This is a genomic window from Aerococcus sp. L_32 (assembly GCF_050689315.1).
This window is the reverse complement of the sequence record NZ_JBOEQF010000046.1, coordinates 1-14318: the sequence shown is the minus strand read 5'-3', so window position 1 is coordinate 14318 and position 14318 is coordinate 1. Positions and strand designations below refer to the sequence as shown.

At 40.9% G+C, this 14318-nt stretch carries 14 protein-coding genes; 13 read left to right on the top strand and 1 reads right to left on the bottom strand.

The genetic code is table 11. From position 1 onward, the window contains the following. Positions 1–210: 210 nt before the first annotated feature. The 3 genes from cysK (at position 211) to ACRCJ0_RS04920 (ending at position 2933) form a co-directional block, all read left to right on the top strand. Positions 211–1131: a cysteine synthase A gene (gene cysK, locus ACRCJ0_RS04930; protein WP_431389675.1), complete on the top strand. Its 921-nt coding sequence runs from the start codon at positions 211–213 to the stop codon at positions 1129–1131. After that, positions 1121–1684, top strand: coding sequence for a serine O-acetyltransferase EpsC (gene epsC, locus ACRCJ0_RS04925; protein ID WP_417894028.1), 564 nt, complete (start codon positions 1121–1123; stop codon positions 1682–1684). The genes cysK and epsC overlap by 11 nt, the downstream gene beginning before the upstream one ends. Before the next feature lie 544 nt (positions 1685–2228). Then, positions 2229–2933 carry a class A sortase gene (locus tag ACRCJ0_RS04920; protein ID WP_431389676.1) on the top strand — a complete coding sequence of 235 codons (705 nt, stop codon included), beginning with the start codon at positions 2229–2231 and terminating at the stop codon, positions 2931–2933. 69 nt (positions 2934–3002) lie between these two features. On the opposite strand, the gene ACRCJ0_RS04915 is transcribed toward ACRCJ0_RS04920, so the two are convergent. After that, positions 3003–3707 (bottom strand): SMI1/KNR4 family protein, encoded by a 705-nt coding sequence (locus ACRCJ0_RS04915; RefSeq protein WP_431389674.1) that lies wholly within the window; start codon positions 3705–3707, stop codon positions 3003–3005. Positions 3708–3894: 187 nt separating this feature from the next. On the opposite strand from ACRCJ0_RS04915, the gene ACRCJ0_RS04910 reads away from it, so the two are divergent. The 10 genes from ACRCJ0_RS04910 to ACRCJ0_RS04865 all read left to right on the top strand — a co-directional run bounded on the left by ACRCJ0_RS04910 (position 3895) and on the right by ACRCJ0_RS04865 (position 14255). Then, complete coding sequence (locus tag ACRCJ0_RS04910; protein ID WP_225968936.1) at positions 3895–4611, top strand: hypothetical protein; 717 nt, start codon at positions 3895–3897, stop codon at positions 4609–4611. Between the two features lie 46 nt (positions 4612–4657). Further along, positions 4658–5710, top strand: coding sequence for a D-alanine--D-alanine ligase (locus tag ACRCJ0_RS04905; protein WP_270371262.1), 1053 nt, complete (start codon positions 4658–4660; stop codon positions 5708–5710). Between the two features lie 126 nt (positions 5711–5836). Continuing rightward, complete coding sequence (locus tag ACRCJ0_RS04900) at positions 5837–7240, top strand: UDP-N-acetylmuramoyl-tripeptide--D-alanyl-D-alanine ligase (protein WP_325757182.1); 1404 nt, start codon at positions 5837–5839, stop codon at positions 7238–7240. A gap of 257 nt (positions 7241–7497) precedes the next feature. After that, a complete protein-coding gene (locus ACRCJ0_RS04895; RefSeq protein WP_431389673.1) occupies positions 7498–9033 on the top strand; it encodes a DEAD/DEAH box helicase in 1536 nt (511 codons plus the stop codon). A gap of 324 nt (positions 9034–9357) precedes the next feature. Then, positions 9358–9714: a holo-ACP synthase gene (gene acpS / locus ACRCJ0_RS04890; RefSeq protein ID WP_149314868.1), complete on the top strand. Its 357-nt coding sequence runs from the start codon at positions 9358–9360 to the stop codon at positions 9712–9714. 303 nt (positions 9715–10017) lie between these two features. Then, on the top strand, positions 10018–11238 hold the full coding sequence (locus ACRCJ0_RS04885; RefSeq protein ID WP_149256650.1) for an ABC transporter ATP-binding protein: 1221 nt from the start codon (positions 10018–10020) through the stop codon (positions 11236–11238). Next, positions 11238–11888 (top strand): ABC transporter permease, encoded by a 651-nt coding sequence (locus ACRCJ0_RS04880; RefSeq protein WP_149256649.1) that lies wholly within the window; start codon positions 11238–11240, stop codon positions 11886–11888. Before ACRCJ0_RS04885 ends, ACRCJ0_RS04880 begins: the two co-directional genes overlap by 1 nt. Then, positions 11872–12855, top strand: coding sequence for an osmoprotectant ABC transporter substrate-binding protein (locus ACRCJ0_RS04875; protein ID WP_431389672.1), 984 nt, complete (start codon positions 11872–11874; stop codon positions 12853–12855). Before ACRCJ0_RS04880 ends, ACRCJ0_RS04875 begins: the two co-directional genes overlap by 17 nt. After that, positions 12855–13520, top strand: coding sequence for an ABC transporter permease (locus ACRCJ0_RS04870; RefSeq protein WP_003142226.1), 666 nt, complete (start codon positions 12855–12857; stop codon positions 13518–13520). The genes ACRCJ0_RS04875 and ACRCJ0_RS04870 overlap by 1 nt, the downstream gene beginning before the upstream one ends. A gap of 27 nt (positions 13521–13547) precedes the next feature. Beyond that, positions 13548–14255 (top strand): DUF2179 domain-containing protein, encoded by a 708-nt coding sequence (locus ACRCJ0_RS04865; RefSeq protein WP_431386957.1) that lies wholly within the window; start codon positions 13548–13550, stop codon positions 14253–14255. The last annotated feature ends 63 nt before the right edge of the window (positions 14256–14318 follow it).

Here is a 14318-nt window from a genome sequence, read left to right as displayed (position 1 = left end):
ATATTTTTGATAGGTAAAAACAATCAAAACCCTTCAATTATTCATCATCAAAAACTGAGCAAAGCAATTGCTTATGTGCAATGAAAAAGGTACTATTCGGGTAGATAGTTCACTTGTCTTTCAGTTAGAAAACTCTTGAGAAATTCAGAAAAGTATAGCGTGAAAGCAAGTAGTCAAAAAATGATGATAGCTTATATATGGAGGGATTTTATGTTATTTGAAAATATTGTAGACGCGATTGGTTATACACCTTTGGTCAAAATTAATGGTTTAGATGCAGATTCTGCGGATATCTATGTCAAATTAGAGAAAAATAATCCATCAGGTTCGGTAAAAGATCGTCCAGTAAAATACATTGTTAAAGACTTGTTGGATTCAGGTAAAGTAGCCGTTGGCGGAACGATTGTAGAGTCGACTTCTGGTAATACGGGTGTTGGTTTAGCTATGGTTGGGGCGGCCTTAGGCATCAATGTCGTGATCGTGATGCCAGAATCAATGAGTATCGAGCGTCGTCAATTGATCCAAGCTTACGGTGCGGAACTGATTTTGACAGATAAATCAGGTGGTATGTCATTGGCTGGTGAAACGGCTGAGAAGATTGCGGCTGAACGTAATGGTGTGGTATTTGGTCAATTTACAAACGGGGCCAATGTGACTGCCCACGAGGAAACAACTGCCAAAGAAATCTTAGCTGACTTACCGAATGTTGACGGCTTTGTGGCTGGTATCGGTACTGGTGGTACGATTTCAGGTGTTGGTCATGTTTTAAAAGAGAAGAATCCAGCTACTGTTATTTGGGGTGGTGAACCAAGTGATTCACCGCTATTAACTGAAGGTAAAGCAGGTCCTCATAAGATTCAAGGGTTAGGTGCCAACTTTATTCCTAAAGTCTTAGACCAATCTGCTTTAGATAAAGTGGCGACTGTTTCAAATGAAGATGCTATTGCAGCAGCCAAAGAATTGGCGACTTCTCAAGGAATTTTCGCTGGTTTCTCTTCAGGTGCCAACTACGTAGCGGCTAAAGAACTTGCTAAAGAGTTAGGTAAAGGCAAGGTTGTTGTGACCGTATTCCCAGATTCAGGTGAACGTTACCTATCAACCGGCCAATTCGGTGATGGGCATGCTGAGTGATGAATTAAATGAAGCGCACCGCGACTTCGCCCAATATATCTATGACCATGATCCAGCGCCCCATTCCATAGAAGAAGTCTTTCTATATCCAGGTTTCCAAGCAGTGGTCCGCCATATCGCAGAGCGAGAACTCTATTTACAAGAAGACTATTATGGTGCCCGGAAAATGGCAGAAGCGACCCGCAAGGATACAGGCATTGAAATCCATCCTGGGGCCCAAATTGGGAAAAATGTCTTTATCGACCACGGCATGGGTGTTGTCATTGGGGAAACGGCTATTGTTGGCGACCGAGTCAAGTTGTATCACGGGGTCACTTTAGGCGGGACTGGTAATGACAAGGGGGCAAAACGTCATCCGACTATCCAACATGACGCTGAAGTAGGGGCTAACGCTACCGTTTTAGGTAATGTCACAGTTGGCCACCATGCCAAAGTTGGGGCCAATGCTGTTGTGATTCATGATGTGCCACCCTATGCGACGGCCGTTGGGGTGCCTGCCCGCATTATTTTACATGACAAGAATTGGAACCGAATAGGTGAATATAGTATATAAGATAGAGGTGTGACAAAAGTCACTAAGAATTGAAGTGCTAGACCAAAAGCCAAACAATTATTGCAAGTAATCGGAGTATTTTTGGAGTGTCGGATAATTCTGATTTTTGGCATCCGATATTACAGGTATGCTTGAAATGGGGATAAGTTTTATCATTCAGTGGATATGTGTGGCTAAAACCGCCTTCATCCACAGTGAAATAGGGAAAAGGACACTTTTTAAGGCAAAGGTGTCCTTTTTTGTCTGCGTTTTGTGTATGAGTCTGTGGATTTGTGGATAAGTATGTGGGTAAACGGGGGTGTTTTTGTGTAAAATCTGTGTAAATATCCGGATACTTATCAACAGGTTGTGGGAAACTTGTGTAAAAACGGTTGAAAACTTGATAAATAAGGCTGTTATTTTTCAAATAATGTGAATAAGTTGGTGGAAAGTCAAAAACTTGTTTGTGGATTGAATTTGTGACAAAGGTCTAGATAGCGGATGGTTGGAAAATGTGTCATAATGAGCCTGGAAAATAATGCGAATTGGAAGTAGGTGTCTAGTGATGAGAAGATTGGGCTTTCGTCGGGTTTTAGGACTGATATTATTGGTGATTGGGATAGTCATTATGATCAACCAGGCTTGGCCAGTGGTACAGGTGTATTTAAACCAGCAAGATGTGGCGGTAGCAAATTATACGGCTGAAGAGCTACAAGAAAATGCGTCGGACCAGTCCAATGGCCAGTTTGATTTCAATGAGGTTCGCAATGTGTCGGCAACAGAAGTCAACCAAGTGCGGACGGACATTGAATCGGGCGAAGCAGACTTGGATGTCCTGGGGGCAGTAGCTATTCCGAATGCCAATTTAAATACCGCAGTCATTAAAGGCATGTCTGATGTAGCCATGGTGTCGGGTGCAGGGACTATGTTCCCAGACCAAGTCATGGGCCAAGGGAATTATACTTTAGCTAGCCACCATATCGGCTACGGGACAGATATCTTACTGAATAACATTTCGGATTCAGTGACGGTTGGGGATAAAATTTACCTGACAGATTTGACCAACGTTTACGTATATGAAACTTTCTTCGTTGAAGCAGTGAATCCTGATCAAGTGCAGTATATTTCGCAAGAAGTGACGGGTAATCCTATTATTACCTTGATGACGTGTACAGCTGATTTGACCCAACGGTGGATTGTGCAAGGGAATTTAACCGAAACAGTGGCTTTCGGTGAGGCGCCTGCTGAAGTGCAAGCATTATCTCAGTAGTGTATTAAAATAATAGAGACAAAAAACGGCTAGCCCAGTTGAAAGGGTTAGCCGTTTTTGAATAGCATCCTATAAGGATAATATTGATTTGTGGCCTTGGCTGTAAGTGTTCAAGGCTGCTTGGAATTGGTCGAAGGATTTTGTATCGAAATGAGCCAGCAAGTCTTGCCAGTCATTTTGCCATTTTTGCCCTAAAAGTGGGCCGTAGTCCGCAAGTAGGTCAGCGATTTCTTGGAAAGACTTGGCCTGTAAGATGGCCACATTCACCCGGTGATAGGAGACTAATGTTGGTGCTGGTAGTCCTAAAAATCGGTGTTCGAATAGGTCTAAAAAGCTAGCAAAGTCGGGCGCTAAAATGCTGACTTGGCCTAAGCCAACATCCATATAGGCTACGGCTGGTTCGCCTTTATCGTTTACTTGACTAAAGTCGAAATAGGCGACGCGGTCGTGGTCTTCGTAAAAGATAATCCCTGTATCTGGAATGTTAGGTCGGTGGACGAAGTCCTTTTGCCTAGTGATGGACGGGATGTGGTAATCGGCGCCTGGTTTTTGTTCGTACATGCCGGCGATGTAAGGGATGTAGACGGCGGTAAGAGCGTCTCGACTTGGGCGTTTGCTCGCCACGTAACTGTGTGAGGTATAACCACCATTTTGTTGGTTGACTAGATTATGATAAGAAATTGGTAAATCTGCGACAGAATACCGTTTATATATTGGTGATTTAGGTAAATAAGTGTAAAATTGTTTTTGCAATGGAGATGCAATCAAGTGCATGTTGAAAAGCCTCCTTAAAGATTTGACTATCAATCATTGGTATTTTAAAGCTTTTATCTGACGAAAGATAGTGTTTTGAAACGTAATTTGATAAAATATTTACTGGAATAAGAGGTGCACAGCTGTGACAAATGACTATATATACATTTTTACAAACCCTATCTCGAATCAGGTACAATCATTAGGAGTGGGTTTGAAATATTTTACAAGTGCGGTAAATAAAGTACCAAATAACTTGTTACTCATCAAGAACCCAAACCATTTAGGCCGTTTTGATGAATTTACCCGTTTCCATATAGTGAGCGGACACGAGGCTGTGAGAGAATTTATTGATGGCCAAGCTAACGAAGTCCAATCCCAAACCAAATGGATTGATTTTAAATATGAATCCCTATTCCAACAGCTATCTGACCAGGAAATTGCGGAGCTTTTATTTTTAGGCCATACGGATGCACCGTTGAACCAGCCGACTTTCTATAAATTGGGCAACCGATTTACCTTTTTTGGTTCAACCTATCCCAATTCATACCCAACAACTAAAATGTACTACCGAGACATTCACGACTTCTTCAAGCAACTAGGCCACGTCCTAGCGGCCAAGGTGACTGAAGACTTACAGGAGCAAAAGCCCATGTTTTTATTCCGCAAGAAGCCGGTAGTGAAAACAGTCAAGTCAGTCCCCATACCGGCCAAGCCAATTTTGGGTCATCTGGCACGGTTAAGTCATGACGGTATCCTCATTACCTTTGAAGGTGCTGATCATGTTGGCACCAACAAACGGGAATTTCGCGTATACCTCGCTGAAGATAACCCACGTTTTGTTGAAACAGACAAGGCTTCGCATTTATTATTCGGCCGACTCACCTATGATTTAACAAGCGAAACTTGGGACTTCCAAGCTTAAAAACTGACAGATTTTAATACGACAGACAATCGACGGAGGAATTTTCATGGAAATTATCGTTTTATTCGGTGGAAAAAGTGCGGAGCATGATATTTCTATCTTAACCGCAACAGCCATCATGCAAAAGATTCAATACGATCGCCATAGCGTAACACCGGTATATATTGACCGCCAAGGCCACTGGTTTAAAGGTGCGAACATGACCGAAAAACCAGATGCGCAAGCAAACTTCCAGCTAGACCAAGTGGGCCAAGCGATAGTGCCTACTGACGTTTTGCGGGAAGGGACTGACCAAATCGTTTTCCCAGCACTACACGGACCAAACGGTGAAGACGGGACCATTCAAGGTTTATTCGAAAGTTTAAATGTGGCTTACGTTGGTGCAGGCGTCTTAGCGTCGTCGGCTGGTATGGATAAGATTGTCTCAAAACATTTGTTCGACCAAGCGGGCTTACCGCAAGTGCCATTTGTGGCTCTAACTTCATATGATTGGGAGAAAAACCAGGAAGTGGCCATTGAAAAAGTAACCAATGAACTGGCCTACCCAGTATTTGTGAAACCAGCCAATATGGGGTCAAGTGTTGGGGTATCTGAAGCAATTGATGATGCTTCATTATTAGCAGCCTTAACCTTAGCCTTCCGATACGACCGCCGTGTTTTAGTTGAAACTAGCGTGCAAAATCCGCGTGAAGTGGAACTAGCAGTCTTGGGGAACGACGAAGTTTTCGTTTCATTACCTGGTGAATTGGCAAAAGGGCAGGGTTTCTACAACTATGAAGAGAAATACTTGAACAATACCACTGAGATGATCATTCCTGCAGCGATTGACGAGCCAACAGTGGCGAAATTGCAAAACTATGCACGTAAGGCTTACCTAGCCCTAGACGGTTCGGGTTTATCACGAACGGACTTTTTCCTAACTGAATCTGGGGAAATTTATATTAACGAGGTCAACACCTTACCAGGATTCACCCAATTTTCTATGTACCCAGCTTTATGGGAAGCGAGCGGCAAGTCATATGCTGATTTATTAGAAGAATTGATTCAATTAGGGTTAAGTCGCTATAATAAGAAGCAAAGTATTCAGCAGTCACTCTAGTCACTGTAGCAAGTCTGATAGGATACCTTAAATAAGTAGTCTAAATAGTCACTAAATCACAGAAGCGATTACAGCTAAGGCGCTAGATGCAAGAATGAGCGACCTTTAGTAGTTAGAGAGGCAAGTATGAAACCCACACAAATTAAAGATATCGTAAAAGCCGTTGAGGCAATTGATTTCACATCAACAGCTCGGTTTACAGAAATCGATTCAGTCGAATTCGATTCACGATTAATTACCCCAGGTGCTTTGTTTGTACCATTGAAAGGTGCGACAGATGGCCATTCTTATATTGATAAAGCCATTGAAAACGGGGCTGTTGCGGCCCTATGGTCCAACGACCCCAATGAAGCGCCTGTTGGTTTTCCAATTATTCAAGTAGAAGATACCCTGGTTGCCATGCAGGCGCTTGCCAAGGCTTACCTAGGATGGATCAAGCCGAAAGTGGTTGGGATTACCGGTTCTTCTGGGAAAACAACCACCAAAGATATGACAGCAGCAGCCCTATCGACGGCCCTAAAAGTCCACAAGACAAACGGTAACTACAACAATGATATTGGTTTACCTAAAACCATCCTAGATATGCCAGAAGATACAGACGTCATTGTCCTAGAAATGGGAATGTCAGGTGCTGGTGAGATTTCCTTCTTGAGTAAATTGGCGGAACCGGATGTTGTGGTCATTACCATGATTGGGGAAAACCACATCGAATTCCTAGGGTCACGGGAAAATATCGCCAAGGCTAAGTTGGAAATTTTAGATGGCTTGAAAGAAGAAGGGACCTTTATTTACCCGGGGGATGAGCCTTTAATTGTCGACCAAATGCCAACCGATTTACCGCAATCGACTTTAACAATTGGCTTAAATGATGATCAAGATATCTTCGCCTTTGACGTGATGATGGACCAATTCCAATCGACCTTCTATACCAATTTGTCACCTGAATTAAAAATGGAAATTCCTTTATCAGGTGGCTATAACGTACAGAACGCCTTATATGCCTTAGGGGTTGCCTACTCATTTGGTTTATCAATGGAGCAAGTCCGTCCTAATTTAGCTGAATTTTCAATTACGGCTGATCGTGGTTCATGGGAACGTGGAATTTTAGATACGCAAATCTTGAATGATACGTACAATGCCAGCCCTTCAGCCATGAAAGCTGTCATCCGAAACTTCTCAGCCATTGCTTCAAAAGGTATGTCTCAAAAGATTTTAGTCTTAGGAGACATGTTAGAGCTGGGTGCTTTCTCTGATGAATTGCATAGAGAGATTGCTACTGTTATTGGTTTGAATACCTTCAAGCATGTCTTTTTATATGGACCGCGCATCCAACCACTAGTAGATGCTTTGGTTGAAAAGGGGATGCATCCAGATTTAATTACCTATATTGAGTCAGACAAAGAAGCCTTGATTGAAGAAGTTAAAGCCATTTTGCAACCAGAGGACAAGGTCTTAGTGAAGGCAAGTAATGGGATGGGATTAATTGAGGTAGTGGAAGCGTTAAGAATCGCTTCATCGGAAGAATCCTAGGCCTTAAATCCCGTCACTACTAACATTAAACTCTAGTGAGATTTGTGCTTTTCATTTGTACCTCGTCTTTAGATGTGCTATAGTATCCTAGCTTGAGTATGTTTAGAGGAGTAGCGGAGATTCTGCTACCAAAGTAATCAATATCAGTTGGAAATAGTCGAGCCTAATGCATTTGGCATACTCGGCTATTTTTGTTACGTGGAAAAGTTTTTTCACAGAGATAAATAGTTCACTCAAGTAGAAAAAGGAGAGACTAGATGAAATTTAATGAAATGAATCTATCAAAGCCACTGCTTCGCGCAGTCGAAGAAATGGGTTTTGAGGAAGCAACACCTATCCAATCCCAAACGATTCCGATGGCACTTGGGGGACAAGACATCTTTGGACAAGCTCAAACAGGTACTGGTAAAACAGCTGCTTTTGGTTTGCCATTATTAGAAAAAGTTCATGAAACTGGTGGTATACAAGCCCTAATTATTGAACCAACTCGTGAATTAGCTGTGCAAACAGGTGAAGAATTATACCGCCTAGGTAAATTTAAAGGAATCCACACAACAACTGTATACGGTGGTGCGTCAATCGGACACCAAATCAAATTATTGAAGAAAAATCCACCAGTTGTAATTGGTACACCAGGTCGTATCTTAGACCTTATCAAACGTGGTGTGTTGAAATTAAAAAATGTGGAAACATTGGTATTAGATGAAGCAGACGAAATGTTGAAAATGGGCTTTGTTGAAGATATCGAATCAATTATTCGTGAATTACCAACAGAACGCCAAACGCTACTTTTCTCTGCAACAGTACCGCAAGAAATCAAACGTATTGCGGATAACTTCATGAAAGACCCAGCAACTGTTCATGTCAAAACAAAACAAATGACTGCGGACTTAATTGATCAATATTATTCACGTTGTAAAGACTACGAAAAATTCGACTTATTAACACGTTTTATGGATGTACAAAATCCTGAATTGTCAATCGTTTTCGCCCGTACAAAACGTCGCGTTGACGAAGTGGCACGTGGGTTAATTGAACGTGGCTATTCAGCTGAAGGTATCCACGGTGATTTAAGTCAAGATAAACGTTTAGGGGTTTTACGTAACTTCAAAAACGGTAAATTAGATATCTTAGTAGCGACAGACGTTGCTGCGCGTGGTTTGGATATTTCAGGTGTAACACACGTTTACAACTTCGATATTCCACAAGACCCAGAATCATACGTTCACCGTATTGGTCGTACAGGTCGTGCCGGTAAAGAAGGTATGTCAGTTACATTTGTTACTAGTAACGAAATGTCTTACTTACGTACAATTGAAGACCTAACTAAGAAACAAATGTCTGCCCTACGTCCACCTACGACACAAGAAGCATTAAGTGGTCAATTGTCTAACGTAGTTGAAGTCGTTAAAGAGTTAATTGAAGTAGAAGATACAGGTATGTATCAAGAGGCAATTACTTACTTATCAGAAAACTATACTGAAGACGAAATTGCCTTAGCATTAGTTCGTTCATTAGTGAAAGATCCTTCTTCTGTAAAAGTAGAAATCACACCGGAACGTCCATTGCCTAACCGAAACAAACGTAACTTCCACCGTAATTCATCAAATCGCAAAAACAATGGTGGTGGAAACCGTGACCGTAACGGCAAAGGTGGCGGCTACAAAGGCGACCGTAAAGGTGGTTACAAAGGTAATGCTAAAGACAAAAACCGTAACAACTACGACCGTAAAAAATCAAACGGTGGTAACAAACAATCTAATGGTAAATCAGCAGAATTTAAAATTCGTTAGTAAGGTGTGACAAAAGTCGTTTAGACTTGTATCGCGCTGGAACAAAAGCCGAATAAACACTCTAAGTGTTGAAAGTATTTTGTGAAGTGTCGGCCAAGTCTGACTTTTAAAGCCCTATTATAGTGCAAAGTTTAAGAGTTTATAGTGCAAAGTTTTAAAGACTAGCATCCAAACCCTAATAGACTTTCGACCCAATCAAACAGGTAAGTGAGGTTAAATAACTTCATTTGCCTGTTTTTTTGCTTATCACAAAGGTGCAGTTTTGAAGTAAATACGTTAAAATATATATAAATAATATCGTAATTGATGATAGGAAGAGGCGCCATGATTATTGGTTTAGGAACAGATTTAGTTGAAACAGTGCGTATTAAGGAGGCGATTGCCAACAATTCACGATTTGTTGGTAAATTACTCACGAAAAATGAGTTGAATACATACACTAGTATTGATAACGAAAAACGGCAAGTGGAATTTGTAGCAGGTCGGTGGGCGGCAAAAGAAGCGTTCGCCAAGGCATATGGTACTGGTATTTCGAGCCAGCTGCATTTTCAAGATATTGAAATTGTGAATAATGACCAGCGTAAACCCCTCGTTATTTGTGACAAAGTAGATACGCCGGTACATATTACCATCAGTCACACTGACCATTATGCTACTGCAACGGTTATTATTGAGGACTAGTAGTTTAATTAAGAGTAACTAGTCTAGTTTTGATATTATAAATAGTGTAGTGGTTAGTTTTCATCATTTTTACAGCACAAGTGTACAATTATTGTATATTTTAAAAAATCAATTTAAGTTATAAAAATGGCGTGCAATTCCCTATAACTTATACATTGTCAATTGTTAAGTTAACGTCTTGAAAAAGCGGATTTATCGCCTTTTTTGCTAGATTAATAGCTATAAATTTGGTCATTTTTTCAAATTTTGATAGAGTTAAAAGAGACTTTTTTATAAAAAGGTAAAAATTAGGAGGACTAAGTAATGATAGAGTTCAAGAATGTTGAAAAGGTATATCCAGGGGGCACAACCGCTGTTAAAGACGCCTCTTTGACAATTGATGATGGTGAGTTTGTATGTTTCATTGGGACTTCAGGTTCTGGTAAAACAACAGCGCTACGGATGATTAACCGTATGCACGATCCATCTGGTGGGGAAATTCTGATCGACGGCGAAGCAACAACTTCAAAAGATCCAGTAGAATTACGTCGCGGAATTGGTTATGTAATCCAACAAACAGGATTAATGCCACATATGACTGTATACGACAACATCGTAACAGTACCTCGCTTACTAAAATGGGATGAGAAGAAAAACAGAGATATCGCAGAACGTTTAATGAACCGGGTTGAATTACCTGTAGAATACTTAGACCGCTATCCAAGCGAGTTATCAGGTGGACAACAACAACGTATCGGGGTTATCCGTGCTTTAGCAGCCAATCCAAAAATCGTTTTAATGGATGAGCCTTTTGGTGCCTTAGACCCAATTACCCGTGATGCTTTACAAGAATTAGTAAAAGAACTACAAGTTGAATTTGGTTCAACATTTGTGTTTGTAACGCACGATATGGATGAAGCTTTAAACTTGGCTGACCGTATTGCAGTATGGCATGAGGGTGACTTAATCCAATATGATACGCCAGATGAAATCTTACGTAATCCAGCTAACGAACATGTACGTGGTTTCTTAGGTGAAGAACGCTTAATGCAAGCGCAAACTGATTTCATTACAGTAAAAGAAATCATGTTAACTACACCATTAACTGCTACTTTAGGGATGTCTTTAGCTAAGGCGATTACAATCATGCGTGACAACCATGTCGATTCACTATTTGTTATCGATGATGACCACCATCTAAAAGGTCTATTGACCTTAAATGATTTGGCTTCACGTACAGCGAACTCAAGTTTATCTGTTGCAGACGTCATGCACACAAGAATTCGCCCAGTGTTTGAGGATGCTTTAGTGCAAGATACAACTACTCAAATCTTAAAAGGGCGTATTCCTAACATGCCCGTTGTTGACCGGGAAGGTCGTTTAACTGGTCTGGTTACCCGTTCAGCATTAGTAAACCTTGTTTACAACTCAATTTGGGGTGACGAGGAAGAAATCGATAAGTTAACTGATGAACCCATATTTGAAAATGCAGAAACGACAGCAGTTCACCCAATTGATGCGACTACTGAAGGAGCTGATAAATAATGCAAGAGTTTATTGCCAGCCAAGGTAGTGAAGTCATTCGCCTACTTTGGGAGCATATTTATATGTCACTGATTTCCTTAGGTTTAGGTGTTATTGTGGCTGTACCTTTAGGTATCTTCCTTTCACAAGTGCCAAAAGTAGCCAATGTAGTGATTTCTATTGTGTCAGTTTTGCAAACAATTCCAACGCTAGCGCTATTAGCTTTAATGATTCCCTTCCTAGGTGTTGGGAAGGTGCCAGCAATTTTCGCCTTATTTATCTACTCGCTATTACCGATTCTCCGTAATACTTACTTAGGGATGTCAAACGTAAACCCAGATTTACTTGACGCTGCTAAGGGGATGGGGTTGAAACGGATGCAAATTATTCGCCAAGTACAACTACCACTTGCAGTACCAGTTATTATGGCGGGTATTCGTCTTTCAACAGTCTATGTTATCGCCTGGACAACACTTGCCTCATATATCGGTGGTGGTGGCCTAGGGGATATGATCTTTAACGGATTGAACCTATTTAGACCAGACTTAATTTTAGGTGGTACGATTCCTGTCACCATCCTTGCGGTCATTGTTGACTTGGTGATGGCGCGTGTAGAGGATTGGGTTACACCAACAACCTCTTCTAAGAAAGGAGATGAATCACTTGCGTAAGATGAAATATCTTAAGACATCGGTTGTTGCTGTCTTATCGACGATTATTTTAACAGCTTGTTCACTGCCTGGGTTAGGGGGTTCATCTGAAAATGGTATTTCAATTGTTTCCGGATCCACAACTGAACGACTAATCTTAGGACATATTGTTGAAGGTATGGTCAACCACTATACGGATGCCCCAACCAACATTATTCCAAACTTGGGTTCATCAACCATGAACCACCAAGCCTTAGAAACAGGGGATGCCAACGTATCAGCAGTAAACTATACCGGGACTTCACTAACAGGTGAGTTGGGTATGGAAGCTGAAACAAATCCAGAAGTGGCCTTAGAAACAGTTATTTCAGAATTTGATTCGCAATATGATATGCATTGGTACACACCGGGTTATGGCTTTGCAAATTCCTATGCCTTCATGGTTCGCCGTGAAGATGCAGAAGAATATGGTTTAGAAACAGTATCTGACTTAGAAGAATACGCTGACGAATTTTCAGTTGGTGTAGATAATACTTGGTTAAATCGTGAAGGTGATGGTTACAATGCCTTCAAAGAAATTTACGATTTTGAATTCCCTGAATTATACCCAATGACGATCGGTTTGGTTTATTCAGCCGTATCATCTGGTGAAGTAGATGTTGTACTAGGTTATTCAACAGATGGACGGATCATTTCTGAGGACTTGGTTGTACTTGAAGATGATAAGCGACTTTTCCCTCCTTATGATGGGGCACCAGTTGTAACTAATGAAGTTAGAGCAGAATATCCTGAATTGGATGGTATTTTTGCTAAATTAGCTAATAAAATGTCGGATGAAACAATGCAAGAGTTGAACTTCCAAAGTGACCAGTATTTATTAGAACCACAAATTGTTGCAGAACGCTTTTTAGAAGAAAATAACTATTTCGAAGATGCAGAACCCTTTATTGAACCAGTGTCGCAAGATAATTTAGGAGGTGAAGAATAATGGTTGACGTTACACAATTAGACTTATTTGAGCAAATCGTGTATTACTTCCAGCAAAATGGGATGTATCTATTATCACAATTCTTCCGCCAACTATTGATGACCTCTTACGGGGTAGTCTTTGCGATTATTGTGGCCGTACCCTTAGGTTTCTTTATTGCCCACAAGCGTAAAACATCTAGCTTTATCTTAGGTTTAGCCAACATTATTCAAACTGTGCCGAACTTAGCCTTACTTTCAGTAGTTATGTTAGTGATGGGTCTAGGACCTAACTTGGTAGTATTTACTATCTTCCTATACTCAATCTTACCAATTCTACGAAATACTTATACCGGTGTTATCAGTGTAGATGATACAATGGTAGATGTTGGTAAAGGGATGGGGATGACCCCTTGGCAAGTGATTTATAAAGTTGAATTACCACTAGCGCTTTCAGTTATTATGGGTGGTATCCGTAATGCCTTCATTACAGGTATCGGGATTTCCACAATCGGTACATTCGTTGGTGCCGGTGGACTTGGTGACGTGTTGCAACGCGGTGTAAATGCATCAGATGGTACTTCTATCATCATCGCAGCTGTGATTCCAATCTCACTTATGTCAATCCTAGCTGACTGGTTGTTAGGACTAATTGAAAAACGACTAGACCCTTCATCAACCAAATAATCTAGCAACAAATGAAAGGATGAGACTATGGATTGGAGCTTATTACTGCAAATCTTTCTCATCAACTTGATATACATCATGTTGAATACCATTCGGACCCTATTGACCATGCGTGGTTATCAAAAAATTGCGCCGATCATAGCCGTTGTAGAGGTAACGGTTTATACATTAGGTCTATCCATGGTAATGCAATACCTATCTAATCCGATTTACCTAATCGTCTACGCATTAGGATTTGGTGTAGGGATTTATTGTGGAATGATGATTGAAAACAAACTCGCATTGGGTTATTCAGTTGTCGAAGTTTATGTGCAAAATGACGACCATACCCTAGCTAATGCTTTGCGTGAACGTGGATATGGTGTCACTATTCAAGTAGGTTACGGCCGTGACGGTGACCGGTTGATCTTAACTATCCTGACACCGCGGTCAAATGAAATCTATCTACACCGGACTATTGATGAAATTGACCCCAAAGCGTTCTACCTATCCTATGATGCCAAATATATCCATGGCGGTTTCTGGTCTAAACGGGTAAACCCGCGTTTGATCAAACGGTCGAAAGCCAAAGACCAACAAACTGATAATATTGTGGTTGAAGAAGTAGAATCAAGAGAAGAGTACGTGGAAGAAACAGGTTATTTATTCGAAGAAGAGGTCAACCAAGAAACACAAGACACTTCATTTGAACAAGAGTTAAATCAAGAATCAGATAAAAACTCAGATAAAGAATAAGTAGCATATCAAAAAAGCAGCGACTGACCAAAAATCAGTCACTGCTTTTTTTGATACCTAAAC